The organism is Vibrio sp. JCM 18905 (genome assembly GCF_055393305.1).
Genome location: NZ_AP043878.1, coordinates 1,331,768 through 1,354,157 on the forward strand (window position 1 = coordinate 1,331,768; position 22,390 = coordinate 1,354,157).

Below are 22,390 nucleotides of genomic sequence, written 5' to 3' on the forward strand. Positions count from 1 at the left end.
AAACCAAGGAGAACGTCATGAAAATTAACTGTGATATGGGTGAGAGCTTTGGTCTTTGGCAGTTAGGTTGCGATGAGCAAGTGATGCCTTTTTTAGATATGGCTAATATCGCCTGTGGTATGCATGCGTCAGATCCTGTGGTGATGAAGAAAACAGTGCAGCTAGCAAAGCAGCATGGTGTGATTATTGGCGCTCATCCGGGGTATCCAGATCTGCAAGGTTTTGGCCGTCGTTTTATCGCTATGGAAAAAGACGAGCTGGACGCGTTTTTTATTTATCAGCTTGGTGCGCTACAGGCTATTTGCCAGAGTGAGTCGGTGGTGCTTAGTTATGTTAAACCTCATGGCGCACTGTATAACGCGATGATGAAAGATGATGACGTTTTTCTCACGCTCCTCTCTGCCCTTAATCAGTACAATTCTGATCTTCCGTTGGTTGTTATGGCTGTTCCGGATTACCGGAAGTATCAAGATCTAGCTGCAACTTACGGTATTCAGCTTTGGTTTGAAGCGTTTGTCGATAGAGCCTATGACGACAGCGGACGTCTTACCCCGCGCTCTGTATCAGGCTCAAGCCTTACGACGATTGAGCAAATAGAGCAGCAGGCTTTAATGCTGATTGAAGAGCAAGCGGTAATTTCGCTGTCTGGACAGAAAATTGCCATTCATGCCGATACCTTATGCATTCATGGTGATGGGGCATTATCGTTGCCAACGGCGCAAGTTCTGAGTGCGAGGTTAAATCGCCAATGAAGATCTCTGCAGTAAATGAAAACACGTTGATGGTGTATTTTTCGGATTCGGTCAGTCCTGAAACGGCTGAGCAGATCGCGGCAGCAATTCCTGTCATCCGTGAGCAGTTAGGATTGTATGTGGTTGATATCGTACCTTCATATACCTCGATATTAATTAGCTTTGACTTGATCACCATCGGAATTCGCGAATTTAACCTGCGCTTACAGAAGGTTCTGATTGAATGTAGCCGTGCTTCGCTATCTGCGAATCAGGTAAGGTGTATTGAACTACCTGTTTATTATGGGCCTGAAGTTGCGCTGGATGCGCAAGAGATCTGCCGTCATACCGGCTTGTCATTTGATGACGTCGTTAATATCCATGTATCTGCTACATACCGCGTTTACGCGATTGGTTTTGCGCCGGGCTTTGCGTATTTAGGTAATACGGATAAACGGATAGAAATTCCCCGCAAACAAACGCCTCGTTTGAAAGTGCCAGCCGGAAGCTTGGCTATCGCAGATCGGCAAACGGCTATTTACCCGAAGCAGTCTCCGGGGGGGTGGCAAATTATTGGTCGAACCCCCATTAGTTTGATTGATTACCAACGTGAGAATCTAACGGTGTTTGAAATGGGGGCACAAGTTTCATTTACGCCTATTGATAGGGCGACGTTCCTAGACATGGGTGGGGTGCTGCTGCCAGAAGAAATTGCGATGGATGGGGAGGTGGCATGACGCTACGAATTTTAACTGCTGGCCCGTTGAGCCTACTGCAAGACCTTGGTCGATTTGGTCATCAGGCTATCGGGGTGAGTACTGGTGGGCCAATGGATGAACATGCGTTCTTATGGAGTAATCGCCTGTTAGGTAACGACCGTAATGCGGCACAAATTGAGATTGCGATGGGGCAGTTTAGCTGTGAATTCTATGCCGAAACCACAATTGCTTTAACGGGCGCGGATATGGCGGCCACATTGAATGGCCAGCCTATTGCATTCTGGCAGTCTTATCCGGTTCGTCAAGGCGACCAATTAGCACTGCGAGGAGCTCGTTCTGGGATGCGGGCATACCTTGCTGTTCAAGGTGGGTTCAAGGTGCCTACACCACTCAATAGCTGTGCGACTGTCATTCGGGATGAGCTAGGCGGCCTTCAAGGAGTAGGTGAAAAGCTGAATGCCAAGGACTATATCCGGTACTCGGTGAGTCAACCAATGGCGACCAAGCAAGTACTGCCCCAGTTTATTCCGCAATATAGCCAACAAGTGACACTGGAAGTGATCCCCGGTTATCAGTATGACCTATTTACACCAGAGCAACGCCAGCGATTTTTCAATGCGAGTTATACCCTAACACCACAAATGGATAGGATGGGGTGTCGATTATCTGGTGAAGCCATCGAATGCCAAAAGCGTAACCTGATCTCGGAAGGGATCGCCCTTGGCGCGATCCAGATCCCTGCAGATGGGCAGCCGATTGTCTTACTACGAGACAGGCAAACCATTGGCGGTTACCCGAAAATTGGTTGTGTTACAGCTAAAGGGCTGAGCCAACTTGCACAATGCCAACCGGGTGCTGAAATTCGGTTTGTTGAAAAAAACCTCTATGAAGCAGAGGCGGAACATTCGATTCAACAGCAGTTTTTTCACGGCTATGTCGGGAAAAAATGGAGACAAGAACAAACTCTAGTCGGGTGATGTTCATCAAATTATGGAAGAAGCAGCATTCGGATAGGCGCTGCAGAGTAACAATTACAGGAGTAATACATGTCTACAGACAAAGTGATACAGCAACCGGCGAGCGACTCGATCTCAAAGCCGTCAGCTAAAGGGGGCTTTAACTGGTCATTGATCATGGGCGCTGCTTTTTTGATGGCGACCTCTGCAGTTGGTCCAGGATTCCTTACTCAAACCACCGTCTTTACTCAAACACTTGGCGCCAGTTTTGCTTTTGTTATTTTGGTGTCGATCTTTCTTGATATCGGTGCTCAACTAAACATATGGCGGGTAATTGTAGTCTCGAAAAAACGTGCTCAAGACATTGCAAATGATCTGTTACCTGGTTTAGGTTTTGCCATTGCAGGTACTGTTGCGTTGGGGGGACTGGCATTTAATATCGGTAACTTAGGCGGTGCTGGTATGGGAATGAACGTCTTATTTCCAGGGATCACGCCAGTAGCAGGCGCAGCGATTAGTGCGGTGATTGCGATCAGTATCTTTTTATTAAAAGATGCCTCGAAAGAGATGGACCGATTTACCATCGTGATGGGCGCTTCACTGATAGTGATGACGTTATACGTTTTGTTTTCGACCTCACCACCTGTTGGTGAGGCGCTGTATCGTTCTGTTTGGCCTGAGAAGCTCAATGTGTTGGCTATTGTTACTTTGGTTGGTGGTACCGTTGGTGGTTACATCACATTTGCGGGCGCACACCGATTGATCGATGCGGGTGTGACAGGGCAAGAAGCGTTGCCACAGGTTAACCGTGGCTCAATCTCTGCAATAAGCTTGGCATCTGTCGTTCGGGTGGTATTGTTCCTTGCTGCACTTGGGGTCATAAGTACAGGTGTGATCCTTGACCCTGAAAACCCACCAGCATCAATGTTTCAGCATGCAGCAGGCAACATTGGCTACAAATTGTTTGGTTTAGTACTTTGGACTGCTGCTATAACCTCGGTGATCGGTGCGGCATATACCTCTGTATCATTTTTGAAAACACTTCACCCTTTTATTGCTCGCAACACTCGAGGTTTCATTATTGCCTTTATATTAGCGTCGAGCCTTATTTTTTGCTTTATTGGTAAGCCAGTTACTTTATTGATTGTAGCGGGTGCATTGAATGGTTTTATTCTACCCGTCACATTAAGCATTATGCTGATTGCTGCCCGTAAATCTGCCATTGTCGGAGACTATAGACACCCGGTATGGATGTCGGTGTTTGGTTGGTTGATTACCATCATGATGGCAGCAATGAGTCTGTATACACTGTTTATTATGATCTTTGGTTAAGCCTAAACACCGTTAGTAAAAGCCCCACAATGCTTAATACAGGGTGGGGCTTTTTGGGGAACGCAAACTGATCTGCACTTATCAATATAGGACACCAAATTAACGACTTTCCATAATCTTTAGTTATCCATGAATTGCTAATTTAGGAAAGCCACTGACACATTTATGTCCGTGCGACCTGAAGTCGTATGAAGCGTTGTTCACCACGATAAGAGTGAACCATCTGTATCACCAGATGACCCTAGGATCCTGAATAAAGCAGCGGATCCGACAATGTAACGAAACTCGGTTGTTAGACCGAGTGGGAACTGAATCGTGAGAGGACGTTCTTCCTGATAACCACAAATCGGGTAAGTGCTAGGGTGTCAGTATGATGAACGTAAGTGAATCCACGCAAGGCGCGTTATATGATGAAGCAGCGGAAGTGGTTAATACGCTGTGGCCAAAATGGCAATGAGAGTCGGAAAGAAGTTGGACAGTACTCTTTCGTGATCGATGTACTCTCCGCACTATAGTGGGCATCTAAGCTGATATTTTGCGCGACATACGGAACAGGGTAAGCCTGTATATCTCCCATTGGGAAAGCAGTCTGCGAAGATTGCCGATAGGTGTGCAGGTAAAGGAGGTTAGAAAAAGCAAAGGCCGCTTTGTAATGAAGTGGATACAGGTTTATATCTGGCGCGAAAGCGAGCTGACTTCTAACTGGTCTCCCGTTGCAAGATGATTTGAAGAACTTTATTCAAGGAGAAACGCAAATGGTGGCTTCATCAGAAGTTAGTGCCTCTCCTAATGGCACTCAATGGCAATCCATCGATTGGAAAGCTGTCGAGTCGCACGTGTTAAAGCTTCAAATGCGCATTGCAAAAGCAACTCGAGAGGGAAAACACAGTAAAGCGAAGGCTTTGCAGTGGATCTTAACCCACTCCAGATCAGCGAAATTACTTGCTGTGAAGCGGGTGTCCCAAAACAAAGGCAGTAACACTCCAGGAATCGATGGTGTCATTTGGAATACGGATGCCCGTCGAATGACCGCAGTGGACCAATTGAATCGCAAAGGCTACCGAGCTAAACCGCTCAGACGTATCTACATCCCGAAAAAGAATGGCAAACTTAGACCCCTCGGCATTCCATGCATGATAGACCGAGCGCAACAAGCGCTTTATCTGCTCGCTTTGGAACCGATATCGGAAACGATAGCAGATCCAAATAGCTACGGTTTTCGCCCTAATCGCAGTACGGCTGACGCAATAGCACAATGCTTCAAATGCTTGTGTCTTAAGCGCTCAGGTCGCTGGGTTTTGGAGGGGGATATTAAAGCTTGCTTTGACAAGATTGGGCATGAATGGCTACTTGAACATGTTCAAATAGACAAAAGGATGCTGAAGCAGTGGTTAGGCTCTGGCTATATCGATAAGGGCTTGTTCTACCGAACGTCGGAGGGAACTCCGCAAGGAGGAATTATCTCTCCAACGCTTATGTTACTGACGCTTGCGGGCCTAGAAAAGCTCGTGAAAGAAGTCGCTAAGAAATCGGGAGAACGAGTTAACTTTATCGGTTATGCGGATGATTTTGTGATAACAGGCTCGTCAAAAGATGTTCTTGTTAACGAAGTCAAACCAAGGGTGATTGATTTTCTAAAAGAAAGAGGGTTGACACTCTCTGAAGAGAAAACACACATTACTCATATAGATGATGGCTTTGATTTTCTGGGCTTTAACCTCAGGAAGTACAAAGGCAAACTACTCATCAAACCGAGTAAGAGCAACGTTCTCTCTTTCTTGGGTAACTTGCGTGAACTCATCAAGAAGCACGCAACAATGCCAGTCAATGATCTCATTAGATTACTGAACCCTAAGCTGAAAGGTTGGGCGAACTATTATCGCCACTGCGTTGCAAAGCGCACTTTCGGTTACCTCGGTCATCAAATTTTCTGGTTACTGTGGCGATGGGCGGTTAGACGTCATCCCACTAAACCAAAAGACTGGGTAAGGCGAAAATACTACATGAACAGAAGTGGTGGATGGCAATTTCACGGTTGGCAGAAAATCGCCAATATGGACTGTCACTACAACCTAATTCAAATAGCGAAAACGCCGATCAAAAGGCATGTGAAAATTAGAAGTGCAGCAACCCCATTCGATCCGCTTTACCAAGATTACTTGGCAAAGAGGAAGCCGAAAAAGGAAAGTCGTCACTCTTGGTTTGACCCTGCCTTAACTGCTATCTAGGTTGCTGGGTAACGTAATACGCCTTAGCGGAGGCTTGAGCCGTATGCAGTGAAAGTTGCACGTACGGTTCTTAGGAGGGCGGCATCTGGTAACAGGTGTCGCCTATCCGACAAAAGCTTGCTGGCGTAGTTCAAAGCAGGCACTTGCTTTGGGTTACTCGACTCCAAGTAACTTTATTGCTATGTTTCGCAAAATATATGGAGAATCTCCTGCGCGTTATTTTTCCAGATGCCGTGCAGAGTAATGTATTGATCGGCTGGGGTAAAAATGAAAACCAAAATAATAATGTCGTTTCTACTCGCTTCATTGTGTGTCAGTGTCAGCGCCAGTACGAATGAGCCGAAATACCATTCTGCGCTAACAATCAAAACGGTATTCAGTGAAGACAGAGACAAGCCTGTAGAAGTCTATTATTGGTATCCCACAACGAACGGAAAAACCAACTTCACGTTTGGTAGGGGTAACATTTTTAAATCAGTCGAAACGCAGTTAGATGCCCCTTTAGCAAGTGGAAAATTTCCCGTTGTGCTTTTGTCGCAGGGCGGAACACGGTCAGCATTTTCCCATAGTGGTTGGATAGCTTCAGGCCTAGCGAAACAAGGTTATATCGTTGTTGTACCAAAGCCTCCTGCACCGAACGAAATCAATGCAGAAATGGCTGTTGATGAAATCACTTTCAGGACTAGTGATTTGGTGCTTGGGCTGAACGAATTAAGTTCGGTCGGGATACTGTCCGGAGGTGTAGATACTGATGAAGTGCAGGGTGTCGGCTTTTTTCTGGGTGGCACATCTATGCTGATGCTCTCCGGAGCGCAAATAAGCCCGGAAAAATATCGAACATCGTGTCACAACGCCACCAATGTAGACTGTCATTGGTTACGTGAAAATGACGTTGATATTACCAACATCCCGGATCAAAAATTCCCCCGATTTCAGTCTGAAAACAAACTGAAATCGGTCGTCGTTATCAACCCTGAGCTAACAAAAACTTTTGTCCCTGAAACTCTGGCCTTGATGAAAAATACCATCACCTTGGTGATGCTTTCTGATTGGCTACATCCCGCACTGACACCAGCCGAATCACTCGTTGCTCTTCCCAATGTGACATTTCAAGAGATCCCCAGTGCGAGTCAGTTTAGTGCGTTCGCAGAATGTACTGAGCGTGGCATTAAAATTCTCGCATCAGAAGGGGAGGAAGCACTTTGCCAGGAGCGTGACGAGGTTTCCAGAAAGGATAATCACCAACAAATTTTGGATGTAATTCTGGCTAGGTTAACAAAGTCATAAGAGTGCAACAATGTAGAGCTTTCTTACACATTGTGTGCTTGGACCAGCAAAGCGAGAAGTAAGTTTTTCAGGCTTGTCCCCACAACATATTGCAAGACATACTGATGACTGTATTACTTGCCTTAATTAAGTACTTGTACCAGCATTTTAAAACTCAGAAGAACACACAAAATACCAACGATTTTCTTAAGAACTTTATTTGGGAAATACTCTGCGCAACGCACGCCAAGGCTAGTAGTTAAGTAGCTGCTAATGGAGAAGCTGATCATTGCAGGAAGATATATGTATCCTAATACTAAGTTGTTCCAATCTGTATTTTCCCACCCGTTTAACATGTAACCGAGGCTTCCTGATAGCGCGATAGGGAAACCTATCGCAGCAGAGGTGCCAATAGCACGTTTTACCTCAAAATTTTGCTGGACAAGATAGGGGATGATCAAGCCCGCACCGCTTATAGAGACAAGTGCTGATACAGAGCCAATCACCGAGCCTACAGTGATATTACCGATAGCCCCATGTGGGTTCGGGTTGTACTCATTTTCAGTGTTGCGAAACATCTTATAAGCTACATACAACATGAATACGCTGAAAAAACCTGCCAGATAGATCCCCTGTAGATACGATGCTACGAATGTGGCGCAAAATGTTCCGACTAGAACTCCGCTCAACATTTTTACTACCATTGTCGAGTCTACATTCTCTTTTCTGTAGTGAGCGCGCATGCTGCCCAATGTTGTAATAATCATTGAAGCCATTGATGTCCCTAACGCAAGATGGACCACTTCTGTATCAGCTATTCCCTGTAGTGAAAACAGAAACGCAAAAATAGGGACGGCCATTCCACCACCACCCACACCAACGAGTCCAGCGAGAAAGCCAATGCCTAAGCCTGCTGTAATGTAATAGATAATAAAGATAGGTTCGTTCATGATGGTTCTGCCTTCGATAAAATGGTCGTTGCTAAAATGTTACTCGAACGCTAACTTGCTATGGTAACGTTAAGAGGACAGAAAATAATGAATAATGGCCAAAATGGAATTGAGTAAATAAAGTGACAAACTCTGACTACAGCGAATGGAAAAATGGAGCCGCACTGATCGCTAAGGAGTGGCAGCATGAAAGGAGCGACTTCAACCATTTGGAGCAACGGCCACATAATTGGCACAGTCATCATCGAGGCCAGCTACTGTGTATAAATGAAGGGCTAATACAGGTAAAAACCGATGAAGGAGCGTGGATACTACCACCTCACGGAGCTGGTTGGATCCCCCCGGGTGCGATGCACAGTGTTTATTTTTGTGGTTCTCTGAAAGGTCGTTCATTACTGTTTACTCCAGAGAGTTGTGAGCGGTTTCCAATGAGACCTTGTGTGATCCAAATGAGCGATGTCTTGAAAGCCCTATCGGTTAGGGCATCGATATGGAGCAAAACAGACGAGCTATCCATACAGTCTTTACGTATTCTTGCCGTAATATCCGATGAAATCGTCAATAGCCCTCATGAGTCACTCCATATCCCCCTGCCCAGAGATCCGAGACTGCAAACAGTTACTCAAGCAATTTTAATAGACCCAAACAGCAAATATTCTGTGGAGCATTGGGCAAAGATCGGGGCAGTCTCATCTCGGACGTTAAGACGATTGATTCGAAGTGAGTTAAACATGAGTTTTAGTGAATGGCGGCAACAAGCACTGCTAATACATTCGTTAGAAATGATGGCTCGCGGAGAATCTGTAGGAGCGGTTGCACATGCTTTGGGTTATTCGACGCCCAGTAACTTTATCGCGATGTTTCGTCGGGTCTATGGCGATTCACCCACGCGTTACTTTTCGAGTCGTGGCATATAGTTGCCAAGAGCTTACCTAAATTAGGTTCGTTTTTATGTACTGAGGTTTTGCATACATTTACTCACCCAACATAAGCAAGTGCTTCTAGCTTCTTTCTGCCCAAATGAGCTGAAATCAATTTCGAAGTGGATAATAGATTTCAAGATTTCAAGATTTCAAGATTTTAAAATATTTAATCTAATGGAAGGCAAGACCACACTCCTACGGTTATTGACAACATAAAGGGGGGAGAATGTTCATTCCTTTGCTTTAAATGTACTTCAAAATTACCTGTTCAACTTGTGCCATACAGGCTCTTTATCGTCTCCCTCAACCACACGATTTTAGGGTTTTGGTTATTGCGCTTGTGCCAAATCATAGTAAATGGAATCAGTAGCTTGTGCTGATAATCTTCCGCAATGGGGATAGGCAACGCTATTAAGTTGGGGTGAAGCTGTTCGCAGTATCGCTGACAATATTTTGGTGCTGTGGTTAACATTTGATGATCGGGCTTTTCTGCAACAAATAAAGCTTGCTCGAAACTCGCCATCGTTAGGCTAACGTTTCGAGTGTGTCCCTGCTCAGCCAAGATCTCATCCAATGCCCAACTGTCATTTTTCTCCCATGCTACATTGATGTGGGCATAGCTTAAGAAAGTATCTAAATTCCACTTTTGCTTGAGTGCAGGATGATCCTTGCGGACATACACCATAGGTAAATCCGAGAACAGCACTTCGAAATTAATAAAATACGGGAGCAGTTCTAACGACTCTTTGGAGCGAGGATGGCTTTCACGGCCAGTAAAACCAATATCCACTTCACCGCTGGTAATGGCATCTAACGAGTCGTAATCCCAGTTATGGAACTTTACCGTTGAGTCTGGGTAAAAATCATGGATTCGTTTGGTCAGTTCATCCGCCATGATGAGTGACAATGGCGACTCTACTCCAAGATGAAATTTAACCCCGCTTGGCGCATCATCACCTCGGTGTGAAACAATCTGGTTACCGATCTGCATCCAGTCTGACAAAAGCACTTGCACGTTTGTCGCGAGATTTGTTGGCTTTAGGCCTTGCGGCGTATTCACAAAAAGCGGGTCATCAAACCAAGCGCGCAATTTGCCTAAAGACTTACTCACGGTTGAGGGAGTTACATTAAGTTTTTTCGCCGTTTTAGTAACACTCTGCTCTTGCAGTAGCAATTGCAGAGTGAGCAGTAAATTAAGATCAAGTCGGGCAAGAGATTTCTTCATGAGGCTCACTAACGTTCTGATTTGGAAATAATAATATTATGGAGAGTCCAATAACGCCACTAGCAACCAACGCTATCATTAACATCATCACGGCCGACACACCTAACGTCGCCATCAACCAAATGTAAAGTGCAGACCAAGAAACCTGACCTATGCCAAGCATAGAGCTTGCAAGTCCAGCTTTGCGTGAGAACTGGCTTAACGCTTGACTCATCGCCACACCAAACCCCATTGGAAAACTCATGCTGAGCAGAGTGAATCCTACCATATAAAGTGTCGGACTATCGCTATTCAAGTGAGCCGCGAGAATAACGATAGCCGACAGAAAATTGGTCATTTGTGCAGCGAACATCAATGTGGTTTGTTTGAAGCAAGAAAGAGCAAATGGAACTGAAAACGATGTCGTCATACCTACCATCGCGAGTAGTGCCATCGTTGTTGAATATTCGCCTCGAGTAAAACCAATTGAATCCATTATTATCATTGGTGACGTATTTACATAAGAGAGAATAGCTGTGACGCCTAAAGATGTATAAATAACGCGCGATATGAAAAAGCGGTTAGATAGTGATTCGTTTGAAGCTTCACTCACATTTAAAGTTGTGCGCTTGGTTTTAGGCAAGGTTTCTTTTAAGACAAAGCAAGCAATTAAGCTTATCGCAATACCCATCATCGCCATGGCAGTGAATAACACGGGCCACGGAAACTTGATCATAATCAGATTGCCGATCACGGGGGCAAGTACTGGGATAGAACAGATAATTCCATTAAGCATCGATAGAACCTTAGCTCGCTTTGGGTCATCTAAAGTGTCGCGCAAAATGGCAAAGGCCACTACATAGCAACATGCGGCACCTACGCCTTGGAAAAAGCGCATTATTAGGAAGCTATTACTGGTCTCAGCAGAGCCCGCGAACATTGATGCAAGGGTAAAAATCACTGCACCGCAAATGGCAACAGGTTTGCGTCCTAAACAATCAGCAGTTCGCCCAACAAAAACCATAGTCGATGCTAGACCAGCGAGGTAAATAGAAAAAGCAATATGAAGTTGTGATTCGCTCGCAGACAGGTCATTGGCGATTTGTGGTAAAGCAACCAAGTAGAGATCTATTGCCGTAGGATAAAGCAACACAAAGGCGAAGCTACATATCAGATATCGGGGCAAATTAATTTGTTCCATTACTACCTCGTGAAGGAATTGGGCTTACGAGGATGATATGCAACATTACTCACCTTGGCGCGTTACCTTTCTGACAACAGGTATTTCCATATACGACATCAGTAACGATTGTGGCTATAGCAGTTAAACTTGCCCTAAGAAGAACCGTGGTATCGGGCGAAAGCAATCTATACAACCGAGTCCACAATAGACCACGATGGACATTATGTATTCTGCTCTCAAAACCGAAGGTTTAGATAGTATGATTAAGCCTTTCAAGCGGAGTTGGTCTGTCTCTGCAACCTTAATTTTTCCAAGATACAATGTGTTTTGGCTTTACAGGAGTCAGACTGGCCTGGCTCCTTTTTCCCAGTGTTCGTCGCGAACGCTACCATCGTGAGTTGTAGAGCCTTAGTTATAGAAACCATTAACTCAGTTAGTGAAAGGAGATTCCAGCTCCCTATAGTGCTTCTCTCACCAATCTTCTGTTTGGGCCATTATCGCTAACATCCAGACGCGAAATAGCATAAGATACACGGCCTTTACTAGCACTGAGCCACTCATCGTAATGACAGATAAAACACAGCAAGCGACATTTGCCGATCTTGGCCTGATTCCAACCTTAGTCGAGCGACTAGAAGCGTTAGAATACAGCCAACCGACGCCCATTCAATCTCATACCATTCCTTATATCCTTGAAGGGAAAGATATTGTTGGCGGTGCCAATACGGGCTCTGGTAAAACCGCTGCTTTTTCGCTGCCAATTCTGCAAAAAATTGTTCAGCAAGACGAATCAAATAATCGACGTGGTAACTTCGTTTCTCACCTGATTTTAGTTCCAACTCGTGAGCTGGCATCACAGGTGGCATACAACGTCAAATCTTACTCATACCATCTTAGAGATAAGATCAAAACGGTTGCCGTATTTGGTGGTGTATCGGTGAACCCACAAATGCTGGCGCTTCGTGGTGGCTGTGACATTATCGTGGCGACGCCGGGTCGATTACTTGATCTGGTATCCAGTAACGCGATTAAGTTAGACCAAGTCAAAACGCTCGTGCTCGATGAAGCTGACCGTATGTTGAGCCTCGGATTTACCGAAGAACTCAATAAGATTCTTGCGTTACTGCCAGAGAAGAAACAGACGCTGCTATTTTCTGCTACTTTCCCTGATAAAGTCACGACGCTTGCTCAGCACTTGCTCCACGACCCTGTTGAAGTTCAGTTGCAGAGCGCAGAAGCCAGCACTTTGGTGCAACGCGTGTTTAGTGTAAATAAAGGTGAGAAAACGGCGGTACTTGCGCACTTAATCAAACAGCATCAGTGGCGACAGACTTTGATTTTTGTGAATGCTAAGAATGCCTGTAACCATTTAGCTCAAAAACTGTCAAAACGCGGTATTACAGCTGAAGTTTTCCATGGTGATAAAGGGCAGGGCGCTCGTACTCGTGTACTTGACGGTTTTAAGTCTGGCGAGATTCAAGTTCTTATTGCCACCGATATCGCAGCACGTGGCCTTGATATTGAAAAGCTGCCAGTGGTGATTAACTTCGATCTTCCACGTAGTCCCGCTGACTATATGCATCGAATCGGTCGTAGTGGTCGTGCTGGTGAAGTGGGTCTAGGGTTATCTCTTATCGATTACGATGACTATCACCATTTCAAAGTGATAGAAAAGAAAAATAAGTTCCAACTTGAACGTGAGCAGGTAGAGGGCTTTGAAGTGGAAGACGACCAAAGTGAAGCCTACTTTTTACCGATGAAGCCGCGTGCAAAGCCAGCAGGTACGGGTAAAAAGAAGAAAAAGCGTAATCAATAGAAAACGTAAACTACATGTGAGTTTACTTATGGGAGGCGCTGGAGAAGGGGGCGCACTAGCTTGAGTATTCTCTTCTAGCCATTTCTTTAAAGAACAATAGAGCCTTGCTGGAGCTACCAGTAGGGCTCTATTGCTTTTCAAGGTTATGTACTATCGACGCGTCGGACGTCCACGAGGTGAGCGTTTTTTAAATGCGGATGCAGCTTTAGCTTGTGACTTGAGGATAGAGTCAACGGTTAGCGGCATTGGCTCTTTAGGTTCAAGACCATGAGGGAACGTACGAGCTCTCGGTGGTAAATCATATTCTTCTTCACTTGCGCGTGGCATGCGCTTAAAGCGATAAAGGTAAAAGTTTTCTAATTTTTCTCTCGCCCATTCGGTCTTCTTTAAATACTTCACACTACTTGCAATCGAAGGCTTAGTGTTAAAGCAATTAAAGCGCATTGCTGTATCTAGAATGTCCCAGCCATAAAAATCCACCAACTCTTGCAACATTGTCTCTAGCTTTAACCCGTGCAGTGGGTTGTTCCGTTGCAGTTCGATTCTTTCTTCGTCAGTCATCATTTTAGGGGCCTTACTCATCAAAGGGTGGAGTTTAGCAAAGTATACATTACAGAGATATCTATAGTTAGGCAGCGATGGTTTGGGTTGCAACTCGATTTGATGTTGTTAGTGCATACTTGCATGAGCAAAATTAACCAATTACCTGTGTGAATACGGATATGTTTTTTCTACCTTGAAAAGCACAGGTGGAGTTGCGACTGTTCCTCTTCTTGAATTGCTGTTCAAAAACTCTCACTAAAGATCAGCGTACTCTAATGTAATGTTAAATCTTTGTGTAATAAGTGAGATTTTTGTTGTTCTTTTACTAATGTCTAATATTCCTACTGATAGCAATACATGCTTAATAGGTTCAAATCAAAAATTAGCCATACCACTTTCTTGGTGTGGCCTCGATGTTTGATGTGGGTGTTGTCTCGTATTGGTCTGTATACCAAGCGAAACTCTAGTTGGCATAGTTCAACGTTGAAATATAACAAAGGATAGCTCAATGTCTGACTCAAGTAAGACCTTTTACAGGGATGTGCGCAAAAAACCGCATGAATTTGAAAGTCGTGAAGACTTTCTAAACCATGATTTAACCATCATGAGCTTTCGTCGCTGGGGTATTCATTTGCCATCACGTGATTACAGTATTGAAATCGAAGACTGGGTGCCTGCATTAGCCGCAACCATTGGTAAAGTGGTGATGGTCACCGCCATGGTTGCTGCCTTTGCTGCTCAGTTCGGTTTATCTCCGGAGTTCGTTGCAGAAAACGTGCGTTACGAATTGCTTATCGCGGGTGCTTTGTTCGTTATTTTGTTTTCTGCCATCCTAAACCCGAACGCAAACCTAGCCGGTACCCACGGCCCAATGATACCGCTGATTCCCATGATTGCTGCCGCAGGAGGGCATCCTCTGGCGCTTGGCTTGATGGTATGTGCTTTTGGCTTAATTCTCGCTTTGACTAAAGGCGGTTCTAAACTCATGACCTTGACTGGCATTGGGGTTCGAGGAGGGTTATTGATCTACCTAGGCGCTGTTGGGTTGCTCGGACAGATTAATAAGACGGAAGCGTGGGCTGCTAGTACGGATCAAGGTTACATCTCGTTTGTGGTCATAGGCCTAACCGTTATGGTTTATGCCTACCTAGCTAAGATTAACAAGCGTTGGTTGGCAATCCCACTGTGTTCGGCTCTCGCGGGTATTGTTGCTTATGTGATGGGCGCTGAGTTTGCTTTTACCACTGAGCCGGGCCTGCCTAATTTCAGTCCATTCTATTGGTGGGGTGAAGATACAGGCTGGCAACTAGGTTGGCCAACCTTAGAGCACTTTATTGCCGTGACTCCATTTGCGCTACTGGCAGTCGCTATGTGGTCCCCTGATTATCTTGGCCATCGTGTGTTTCAAGAACTTAACTACCCGAAAGAAGCGAAAGGCGTACTCATGGATGTCGACGACACGATGGTCGGAGCGTCTGTTCGTCAGGGAGTTGGCTCACTATTAGGTGGCGGAAACCTAGCTTCTTCTTGGGGAACGTACATGATTCCAGCCGCAATTGCTAAACGTCCTATTCCAGGTGGCGCACTGTTAACGGGTTTCATGTGTATTGCCGCGGCGGTAATTGGTTACCCTATGGATCTAGCGATGTGGGAGCCTGTTCTGCGTGTTGCTTTGATTGTCGGTGTATTCTTACCACTTCTTGAGGCGGGAATGCAGATGATCCACAAGCATAAAGATTCACTCAGTGCCGGTATCTGTATTTTTGCCTGTGCATTCGTTAATCCAGTCTTTGGCTGGGCAATCACGATGCTGCTGGATAACCTTGGACTTATCGGCGACCATGAGCGTGCCAACGAACTCTCGCGGAAAGATAAATACCTGATTCCTGGCACTGCATTTATCGTTTGTGCAGGTTCGCTTGCTGTCGTTGGTCAGCTTCCGGGCATTCCTGCTCTGATCGGTTAATCGAATTACGCTCTAAAGGCATAGTTGGAGTGGTGAGTAAGAGGGCTTTCTCAAGCTATGCCTATTTCTCAAAAGTAAAAGGTTTGGACTGTGTAGTTAAGCCTTCAAAGCGCATGTAGGGAAAGTAAGGCGCAAACAAAAAGCTACCTAGTAATAGGTAGCTTTTTGTATAGACAGTTAGCCTACCAAACAGGGACTAAACAATTGATTCAATGCCATATTTTGCGCCGTAGTGTTCAACGACAAAATCAATGTCTTTGTCACCGCGACCGGATAAGTTGATCAGAATTGAGCCTGTTTCTCCTTGCTTCGCGAGTTTAATCGCGTAAGCGACAGCGTGTGAGGATTCAATCGCTGGAATAATCCCCTCTTCGCGAGACAGTTCAAAGAATGCATCAATTGCTTCGTCATCGGTGATTGAGCCGTAATTGACACGGCCAATGTCTTTTAAGTAACTATGCTGAGGACCAACCGATGGGTAATCCAAGCCACTTGCTACAGAGTACACTTCTTGAGGTTCGCCTTGCTCATCTTTGAGCATGTAAGACTTAAATCCGTGCATAATACCTGGCTCACCAAGTGTGAGTGTTGCAGCATGCTCGCCAACCTTTTGCAAAGAGCGGCCCGCGGGCTCGACACCGTGAATAGCGACTTGTTCATCGTCTAAGAAAGCAGTAAATAGCCCCATCGCATTAGATCCTCCCCCAACACATGCAACGAGATTATTGGGTAGCTTACCAGTCATTTCTTTGAATTGAACACGTGCTTCGTTGCCGATAATTGACTGGAAATCTCGTACCATTTTTGGGAATGGGTGAGGGCCAACGACGGATCCTATCGCGTAAAGTTGTGTGTCAGGATCTTTTAAGTAGGCTTCGAAGGCAGAATCAACCGCTTCTTTGAGAGTCTTGCGCCCGTGAGTGGCAGGGATGACATTGGCACCAAGGATTCTCATACGGACGACATTCGGGTGCTCTTTGGCAATATCAACTTCACCCATGTAAATATCGCACTTCAAGCCAACCAGTGCGGCGGCTGTCGCAAGCGCGACACCATGTTGTCCTGCGCCAGTTTCAGCAATCAGTTTCTTCTTACCCATCTTTTTAGCGAGAATGGCTTCTCCTAAGCAGTGGTTAATTTTATGTGCGCCTGTATGGTTTAAGTCCTCGCGCTTTAGGTAGATGTCTGCTCCGTATTTCTTAGACAAGTTTTCTGCATGGAAGATTGGGCTAGGTCGTCCAACAAAGTGCTTATACAGGCGAGCAAGTTCCGCTTTAAATTCAGGATCTTTGCTGCATTCCTCATAAGCTGCGTTGATGTCACGCATGATTTGTTCAAGCTCTGGCGGCACGAAGCTACCACCGTATTCACCAAAGTATCCTTCTTCATTGGGCATGGTGAGATCAAACGAGTTTTTCATTATTTACATCCTAGTTAACGAAAGTATTGATACTTTTATACCCAAAATTTAGAAGTGGTTGTGTGATCAGTTGCTTAAATCAGAATTCGCGATCTAGTGAACTAGTTAAAAAGTACAATTTGTGTGGTTGGTAACGGGTTGGGTACAACATAAGGTGGGGGTTAAGAGGCGCAAAAAAGCCCCGAGAGATCCTAGGCTGTCATAAGAACCTCTCGAGGCAAACAGAGTGTTGGAAATACACTCTGCGATGGTGTCTGGAAACAAAAGTTAGATTCGTTTCCTTTGCCAGATATTAGGGTTTTAGAATGAGCTGATGTCAGCGAAATGTCACAAGTTAATCGCGGTATCTAAAGCTTATTTTTTATTTTTGAACAATGGGTTAGAAAATAGACTACAACAGACTAACCTACCGTGTGTTCTGCATCTTTTAAATTGAACATGATCTTTCTTTGTTTCGAATCGACGTCTTTAACCAACACGTGCACTTTCGTCCCTAAAGTAAACGTGGTGCTCTGGCTGGAAATTTTTTGTTTGACTGCATCAAATTCGAACTCACCATTTTGAAAACTTGATAAAGGAATGAGACCTTCGATTCGGTTTTCCTCTAACTCAACAAATACTCCGAAGTGTGTGACTCCAGACACCGTCCCCATGAAGTGTTGTCCGATAAATGGCTTCATGTAATGACATTTCAGTGCAGACTCAACCTCTCGGCTCACTTCATCTGCCTGACGAGATTGATGCGAACAGTGCACACTCAGTTGCTCGATTACTTTTGCATCGTAAGGGTAGTTGTCCGCAGCACCTGTCAATTGACGAATAGGTTTTAGTTTCATGAGCAGACTGCGTAGCTTGCCTGTTTTTTGCTCTCGAAGTTTAGCGCGAATGGCGCGGTGAACGAGTAAGTCTGGGTAACGACGAATTGGCGAAGTAAAGTGTGCGTATGCGTCATAGGCTAAACCGAAGTGACCCATATTCTTCGGCGAATACTCGGCTTGACTCTGAGAACGTAGCAGTAGGGTACGAATCACATCACACTCATCCAAATCTCGCACTTGTTCCAGTAATGCGTTGTAGTCATGAGAAGTTGGTTTATCACCACCCGCAAGCGTTAGCCCTTTCTCTGCAAGCATCATTCTTAATGAAGACAGTTTTTTCATCTGAGGACCAGAGTGCACGCGGTATAAGCTCGGTATTTTTTGTTGCTGCAAAAATTGAGCGGTGGCAACGTTGGCACAAAGCATGAATTCTTCGATCATTCGGTGGGCATCATTTCGAACTACCGGAACGATGGACGCGATTTTCTTTTTATTGTTTAACGTGAATGAAAGCTCTTGCGTGTCAAAATCAATGGCACCACGGACTTGACGTTGACCAGATAGGTTCAAATACAAGCGATGGAGATTCACCAGATGCTGTTTAATGTTTTGCTTTGGGTTCTTACCTTGGTATTTTTTTGCTTCCGTTGATTGGGAAACAATGCGGTAAGCTTCGTTATAAGTTAAACGAGCATGCGAGTGAATGATCCCTTCAGAAAACTCTGAATCTAGCATGTTACCTTCGTCGTCAAAGGTCATCTCACATACCATAACCAATCGGTCTTCATTCGGGTTAAGCGAGCACAAACCGTTAGATAATGTTTCTGGTAGCATTGGTACAACGTATCCGGGGAAGTAAACGGACGTTGCACGAGATTGCGCCTCAAGATCTAAATGGTCGTTTGGCTGAACGTAGTGAGATACGTCTGCAATCGCAACGAATAACTTCCAATGCCCATTGTCCATTTGGTATGCGTAAACGGCATCATCAAAGTCTTTCGCGTCGTCCCCATCGATAGTGACGAACGGTAAATCTCGATAATCTACTCGGGACGTTTTGTCTTTTTCTTCTACGTGATTGCCAAATGCGGAGGCGGCGTGAAGAACTTCATCATCCCAATGGTCATTGATGCCATGTCGACGTAACGCCAATTTAACTTCAATCCCTGCTTCTCCCGGACGCCCTAATACTTCCGCCACTTCAACTGTTGTTGATTGTCTGTGATCTGGATAGGCCGTGACTTTACAATGAACGAGTTTACCGGCATTTTTGGCGATAAGATCATTTGGTGTGACATGAATGGTTTGAGTCAGTTTCGTGCTTTCTGGCACTAGATAGAAGTTCGAACCTTTTCTCTTTAACAAGCCCACGATGTGGGTTGTTTTTCGTTCCACTATTTTGATGAAACGATGATTTGAGCGTCCTTGATGCTGAGCATTGCCTTTCAGAACCAGTACGATATCGCCATCAAACACATGAGTAAGTTGGTGTTTAGGTAAGAAAAGGTCTTTTTCATTACTGTCGTAAGTGACAAAACCAAAGCCGTCTGCGTGAATGCTGACCTTTCCAGAAACCAAAGCGGTTTGATCGACTTTCTTATAACCACGGCGATGCGTGAAAATCAACTGGCCATCGCGCTCCATAGCGCGTAAACGTTTTTTTAAAGCGTCTTTTTGTGGTTTCTCATCTAAGCCAGTAGAGCGAGAAATTTGCTCGTGACTTAAGTGATTTTTAACTTTATCGAATAGGCTAAGGATAACGTCTCGGCTAGGTATAATGTGCTCGTAATTATTAGAATTTATTGATTGTGCGGATATATTTAATTTCATTTTTTTCTCTTATATTCGCCAATCGCTTTTATTTTATAAACTTTATTTATATGAGCAAAGCATGAGGCGAAGTGATTCAGATATGAATCAGATTAATTTAATTCCAAACTGGAATTGCAAGGTAGGTAGTGTGATTACCTAAAGATGTATACCAAAGTGACTTTATTGAAAGTGATTAATGACGGTGTGGGAGAGGTAAGTGATTTGGGTATATAAACTTAGATAGAGAATAGTAAGGGCGGCAATAAGTGGAAGGGGATGGTGGCACCAACAACGTTGATGCCACACAAAGAATTACAGTGCAGTTACTTCAGCAGCTTGTAAACCTTTGTTACCTTGTTCAACAACGAACGATACTTTTTGGCCTTCAGTAAGAGTTTTGAAGCCTTCAGAAACAATAGAACGGAAGTGAACGAATACGTCATCACCGCCATTGTCTTGAGAAATAAAACCAAAACCTTTAGTTTCGTTGAACCATTTTACTGAACCAGTTAATTTATTAGACATAGATACCTCTATATTTGATTGTTTTAAATATTGAATTTTTAGCTAATATCAAGTGCTACTATATGATTTTAGAGATAACTATTTTGTCGCAGGAACGTAAACGAGGAATTCGATGTGGAACTGAGAGAAACTTTGATCTTTAATTACATTAATAGCTCTTTCCGTAAGAGCTGATGTGCAGTATACCGACAAAATTAATAAAGGCTAGCCTTTTCTTTTTTTATTTTTTAAGTACACCAAGCGCATTGCTTTCAAAGCATACGCTTGGTGTATAAGACGGCATGGTGTTATAGATGGTGCTGAGCGCTTAGTGTTTTCTGGTTGGGCCGTTACGAACGATGTCTTTACCATTGTCATATACGTGCTGCGAAACCCAGCGGCCAAGGAGCAATTGGTGCTTTTCTCCTAATACGGCAACAAATGGACGGCCATCGGTATTAGAGGTGGCTAGCGCAACGCCAGTGACACCTTCAAGACCCAGAGCGCCGCTTTCTACTAAATGCAGAAATGCCTCTAACTCTTCAATCGTTTCGATTACATGGTTATCAATATTCATTGTATTCAATCTCTTCGAATTGCATTGCGGTCGCGTACTCTACCTAAGTTAAGCGTGGAAACCAAGTTTCTGCGTGAGTCATGTAATGAGAGAGCCAAGCCCTGCCACTAATCATCGATAGTTAGTCTCGATAGTCCGGAACTTGTCTAGATTCAATAAAGTGAAAACCCTCGCTGGTTAGACATGAGTCACATAATGTTGTCTGGCTTATGTCAACAATACTTTTGCTATTGGATGGGGTGAAGGGGAGTGCAATAATTTGTGAAACTCTTTTCCTAAAGGCTGTTATGAAGAAAGTCCTGATTACCGGTTTTGAACCTTTTGGTGGTGACGCCATTAACCCCGCTTTAGAAGCGGTGAAGCGATTAGAGGGGGCGGCAATAGAAGATGCCATGATCGTTACTTGCCCAGTTCCTGTGATTCGGCATAAGTCAGTGAATACCGTTATTGATGCAATAGAAGCGCACCAGCCAGATTGTGTGATTACCGTTGGGCAAGCGGCCGGACGTGGCGCGATCACCCCAGAGCGTGTCGCAATTAATGTGGATGATTTTCGTATTCCAGATAACGCTGGTCATCAGCCGATTGATGAACCCGTAGTGGCTGACGGCCCAGATGCTTACTTCTCGACACTGCCGATAAAGCGTATTGTTCAAACGCTGCAAAAGCAGGGGATACCTAGCCAGATTTCCAACAGTGCCGGAACATTTGTATGTAACCACCTTTTTTATGGCATCCAACATTATCTAAAAGACAAACCAATTCGTCATGGGTTTGTTCATATCCCATTATTGCCAGAACAAGCAGCAGGTGGCAGTCAGCCTTCCATGTCTCTGGAGATGATAGTCGAAGGGTTGAGGCTGGTGGCTCAAGTTTGTATTACCAATGAAAACGACATATTGGTCAGCGGCGGGTCGATTTGCTAATAAGTGTTTTACAGTCCACTAAGTGTCTGAAAGCTAGTAATAAGTTCATCGTTTGATGTTGTAATAAATGTTAGCTTTGTCAAATTTCACAAGTAGCGAAAGGAGTAGCATTGAATAGTCAGGTTGGATGTTGTTCAAACTGGCATTCCCCTAATACAGGAGGTATTAGGGGCTACCCTTACGAAAGGCGAGTTATCATGAAAAGCAACAAAAGTAAGTCTATCGCACTTATCTCTGTCGTTGTTTTCGCATTGGCTATCGCTGCGCTTAAATTCGAAAACACACTCTGAGTTCTTCCCATCGTAGTCGCTATTATCGCGTTTTTTACCTGCGTCATTTACACCAGTATGTATCTTTCTGATATGAAGCGTTCAGAGTTGATAAGTCACTCTGATCATTCTCAAAAAATGTGTACCCACGCATCACGCAATGAGCTTGATGAGCGCGATAAAAAGCGTTGAAGCGAGTCACATTCTCCGTATACTTTGCTGGAGCATTAATGCACTAACGTGTCGG

At 44.6% G+C, this 22,390-nt stretch carries 18 protein-coding genes and 1 pseudogene; 11 read left to right on the forward strand and 8 right to left on the reverse strand.

Annotated features, from left to right (window positions below; genetic code table 11):
• The first annotated feature begins 17 nt into the window (after positions 1-17).
• From ACZ5ZC_RS05885 to ACZ5ZC_RS05910, 6 genes are all read left to right on the forward strand, one after another.
• A complete protein-coding gene (locus tag ACZ5ZC_RS05885) occupies positions 18-752 on the forward strand; it encodes a 5-oxoprolinase subunit PxpA (protein WP_182035736.1) in 735 nt (244 codons plus the stop codon).
• Positions 749-1,468 (forward strand): 5-oxoprolinase subunit PxpB, encoded by a 720-nt coding sequence (gene pxpB / locus ACZ5ZC_RS05890; protein WP_182035735.1) that lies wholly within the window; start codon positions 749-751, stop codon positions 1,466-1,468. The genes ACZ5ZC_RS05885 and pxpB overlap by 4 nt, the downstream gene beginning before the upstream one ends.
• The gene (locus ACZ5ZC_RS05895) at positions 1,465-2,427 is read left to right on the forward strand and encodes a 5-oxoprolinase subunit C family protein (protein ID WP_225492070.1); all 963 of its coding nucleotides are present in this window, start codon (positions 1,465-1,467) and stop codon (positions 2,425-2,427) included. Before pxpB ends, ACZ5ZC_RS05895 begins: the two co-directional genes overlap by 4 nt.
• A gap of 69 nt (positions 2,428-2,496) precedes the next feature.
• Positions 2,497-3,738, forward strand: coding sequence for an NRAMP family divalent metal transporter (locus ACZ5ZC_RS05900; protein ID WP_182035733.1), 1,242 nt, complete (start codon positions 2,497-2,499; stop codon positions 3,736-3,738).
• Between the two features lie 755 nt (positions 3,739-4,493).
• Positions 4,494-5,966, forward strand: coding sequence for a group II intron reverse transcriptase/maturase (gene ltrA, locus ACZ5ZC_RS05905; protein WP_031820039.1), 1,473 nt, complete (start codon positions 4,494-4,496; stop codon positions 5,964-5,966).
• Positions 5,967-6,233: 267 nt separating this feature from the next.
• Positions 6,234-7,253 carry an alpha/beta hydrolase family protein gene (locus ACZ5ZC_RS05910; RefSeq protein WP_464931488.1) on the forward strand — a complete coding sequence of 340 codons (1,020 nt, stop codon included), beginning with the start codon at positions 6,234-6,236 and terminating at the stop codon, positions 7,251-7,253.
• A 122-nt stretch (positions 7,254-7,375) separates the two neighbouring features.
• Here ACZ5ZC_RS05910 and ACZ5ZC_RS05915 read toward each other — a convergent pair whose 3' ends face one another.
• A complete protein-coding gene (locus ACZ5ZC_RS05915) occupies positions 7,376-8,182 on the reverse strand; it encodes a sulfite exporter TauE/SafE family protein (protein WP_176319595.1) in 807 nt (268 codons plus the stop codon).
• Between the two features lie 122 nt (positions 8,183-8,304).
• Here ACZ5ZC_RS05915 and ACZ5ZC_RS05920 point away from each other — a divergent pair, with 122 nt between their 5' ends.
• Positions 8,305-9,099 carry an AraC family transcriptional regulator gene (locus ACZ5ZC_RS05920; RefSeq protein WP_464931489.1) on the forward strand — a complete coding sequence of 265 codons (795 nt, stop codon included), beginning with the start codon at positions 8,305-8,307 and terminating at the stop codon, positions 9,097-9,099.
• A gap of 274 nt (positions 9,100-9,373) precedes the next feature.
• On the opposite strand, the gene yidZ is transcribed toward ACZ5ZC_RS05920, so the two are convergent.
• Both yidZ and ACZ5ZC_RS05930 read right to left on the reverse strand, forming a co-directional pair.
• Positions 9,374-10,330: an HTH-type transcriptional regulator YidZ gene (gene yidZ / locus ACZ5ZC_RS05925; protein WP_243327694.1), complete on the reverse strand. Its 957-nt coding sequence runs from the start codon at positions 10,328-10,330 to the stop codon at positions 9,374-9,376.
• Positions 10,305-11,510, reverse strand: coding sequence for an MFS transporter (locus ACZ5ZC_RS05930; RefSeq protein ID WP_054868270.1), 1,206 nt, complete (start codon positions 11,508-11,510; stop codon positions 10,305-10,307). Before ACZ5ZC_RS05930 ends, yidZ begins: the two co-directional genes overlap by 26 nt.
• 547 nt (positions 11,511-12,057) lie before the next feature.
• On the opposite strand from ACZ5ZC_RS05930, the gene ACZ5ZC_RS05935 reads away from it, so the two are divergent.
• Positions 12,058-13,308, forward strand: a complete 1,251-nt coding sequence (locus tag ACZ5ZC_RS05935; RefSeq protein WP_395214320.1) for a DEAD/DEAH box helicase — start codon at positions 12,058-12,060, stop codon at positions 13,306-13,308.
• A gap of 150 nt (positions 13,309-13,458) precedes the next feature.
• Here ACZ5ZC_RS05935 and ACZ5ZC_RS05940 read toward each other — a convergent pair whose 3' ends face one another.
• Positions 13,459-13,872, reverse strand: a complete 414-nt coding sequence (locus ACZ5ZC_RS05940) for a VF530 family protein (RefSeq protein WP_005391068.1) — start codon at positions 13,870-13,872, stop codon at positions 13,459-13,461.
• A 487-nt stretch (positions 13,873-14,359) separates the two neighbouring features.
• Between ACZ5ZC_RS05940 and ACZ5ZC_RS05945 the strand changes: the two genes are divergently transcribed.
• Positions 14,360-15,817: a DUF3360 domain-containing protein gene (locus ACZ5ZC_RS05945; RefSeq protein ID WP_182035728.1), complete on the forward strand. Its 1,458-nt coding sequence runs from the start codon at positions 14,360-14,362 to the stop codon at positions 15,815-15,817.
• A gap of 196 nt (positions 15,818-16,013) precedes the next feature.
• On the opposite strand, the gene trpB is transcribed toward ACZ5ZC_RS05945, so the two are convergent.
• The 4 genes from trpB to ACZ5ZC_RS05965 form a co-directional block, all read right to left on the reverse strand.
• The gene (gene trpB / locus ACZ5ZC_RS05950; protein WP_085344662.1) at positions 16,014-17,237 is read right to left on the reverse strand and encodes a tryptophan synthase subunit beta; all 1,224 of its coding nucleotides are present in this window, start codon (positions 17,235-17,237) and stop codon (positions 16,014-16,016) included.
• A gap of 401 nt (positions 17,238-17,638) precedes the next feature.
• Positions 17,639-19,885 (reverse strand): ribonuclease R, encoded by a 2,247-nt coding sequence (rnr, locus tag ACZ5ZC_RS05955; RefSeq protein WP_464931490.1) that lies wholly within the window; start codon positions 19,883-19,885, stop codon positions 17,639-17,641.
• A gap of 294 nt (positions 19,886-20,179) precedes the next feature.
• Positions 20,180-20,392, reverse strand: coding sequence for a cold-shock protein (locus tag ACZ5ZC_RS05960; RefSeq protein ID WP_005375644.1), 213 nt, complete (start codon positions 20,390-20,392; stop codon positions 20,180-20,182).
• 307 nt (positions 20,393-20,699) lie between these two features.
• Entirely contained in the window at positions 20,700-20,948 is a 249-nt protein-coding gene (locus tag ACZ5ZC_RS05965) for a hypothetical protein (RefSeq protein ID WP_005375646.1), read from the reverse strand.
• Between the two features lie 287 nt (positions 20,949-21,235).
• Between ACZ5ZC_RS05965 and pcp the strand changes: the two genes are divergently transcribed.
• Together pcp and ACZ5ZC_RS05975 are read left to right on the forward strand one after the other, a co-directional pair.
• Positions 21,236-21,874: a pyroglutamyl-peptidase I gene (gene pcp, locus ACZ5ZC_RS05970; protein WP_301576982.1), complete on the forward strand. Its 639-nt coding sequence runs from the start codon at positions 21,236-21,238 to the stop codon at positions 21,872-21,874.
• A gap of 197 nt (positions 21,875-22,071) precedes the next feature.
• Positions 22,072-22,335 (forward strand): annotated as a pseudogene (locus tag ACZ5ZC_RS05975) (hypothetical protein).
• Positions 22,336-22,390: the final 55 nt, after the last annotated feature.

What these genes read in the sequence shown, in the direction of transcription:
- ACZ5ZC_RS05915 (WP_176319595.1), bottom strand. Translation starts at nt 8,182, where the DNA reads ATGAACGAACCTATCTTTATTATCTATTACATTACAGCAGGCTTAGGC.
- rnr (WP_464931490.1), bottom strand. Translation starts at nt 19,885, where the DNA reads ATGAAATTAAATATATCCGCACAATCAATAAATTCTAATAATTACGAG.
- pxpB (WP_182035735.1), top strand. Translation starts at nt 749, where the DNA reads ATGAAGATCTCTGCAGTAAATGAAAACACGTTGATGGTGTATTTTTCG.
- ACZ5ZC_RS05935 (WP_395214320.1), top strand. Translation starts at nt 12,058, where the DNA reads ATGACAGATAAAACACAGCAAGCGACATTTGCCGATCTTGGCCTGATT.
- ACZ5ZC_RS05960 (WP_005375644.1), bottom strand. Translation starts at nt 20,392, where the DNA reads ATGTCTAATAAATTAACTGGTTCAGTAAAATGGTTCAACGAAACTAAA.
- ltrA (WP_031820039.1), top strand. Translation starts at nt 4,494, where the DNA reads ATGGTGGCTTCATCAGAAGTTAGTGCCTCTCCTAATGGCACTCAATGG.
- yidZ (WP_243327694.1), bottom strand. Translation starts at nt 10,330, where the DNA reads ATGAAGAAATCTCTTGCCCGACTTGATCTTAATTTACTGCTCACTCTG.
- trpB (WP_085344662.1), bottom strand. Translation starts at nt 17,237, where the DNA reads ATGAAAAACTCGTTTGATCTCACCATGCCCAATGAAGAAGGATACTTT.
- ACZ5ZC_RS05900 (WP_182035733.1), top strand. Translation starts at nt 2,497, where the DNA reads ATGTCTACAGACAAAGTGATACAGCAACCGGCGAGCGACTCGATCTCA.
- ACZ5ZC_RS05930 (WP_054868270.1), bottom strand. Translation starts at nt 11,510, where the DNA reads ATGGAACAAATTAATTTGCCCCGATATCTGATATGTAGCTTCGCCTTT.
- ACZ5ZC_RS05885 (WP_182035736.1), top strand. Translation starts at nt 18, where the DNA reads ATGAAAATTAACTGTGATATGGGTGAGAGCTTTGGTCTTTGGCAGTTA.
- pcp (WP_301576982.1), top strand. Translation starts at nt 21,236, where the DNA reads ATGAAGAAAGTCCTGATTACCGGTTTTGAACCTTTTGGTGGTGACGCC.
- ACZ5ZC_RS05945 (WP_182035728.1), top strand. Translation starts at nt 14,360, where the DNA reads ATGTCTGACTCAAGTAAGACCTTTTACAGGGATGTGCGCAAAAAACCG.
- ACZ5ZC_RS05940 (WP_005391068.1), bottom strand. Translation starts at nt 13,872, where the DNA reads ATGATGACTGACGAAGAAAGAATCGAACTGCAACGGAACAACCCACTG.
- ACZ5ZC_RS05895 (WP_225492070.1), top strand. Translation starts at nt 1,465, where the DNA reads ATGACGCTACGAATTTTAACTGCTGGCCCGTTGAGCCTACTGCAAGAC.
- ACZ5ZC_RS05910 (WP_464931488.1), top strand. Translation starts at nt 6,234, where the DNA reads ATGAAAACCAAAATAATAATGTCGTTTCTACTCGCTTCATTGTGTGTC.
- ACZ5ZC_RS05965 (WP_005375646.1), bottom strand. Translation starts at nt 20,948, where the DNA reads ATGAATATTGATAACCATGTAATCGAAACGATTGAAGAGTTAGAGGCA.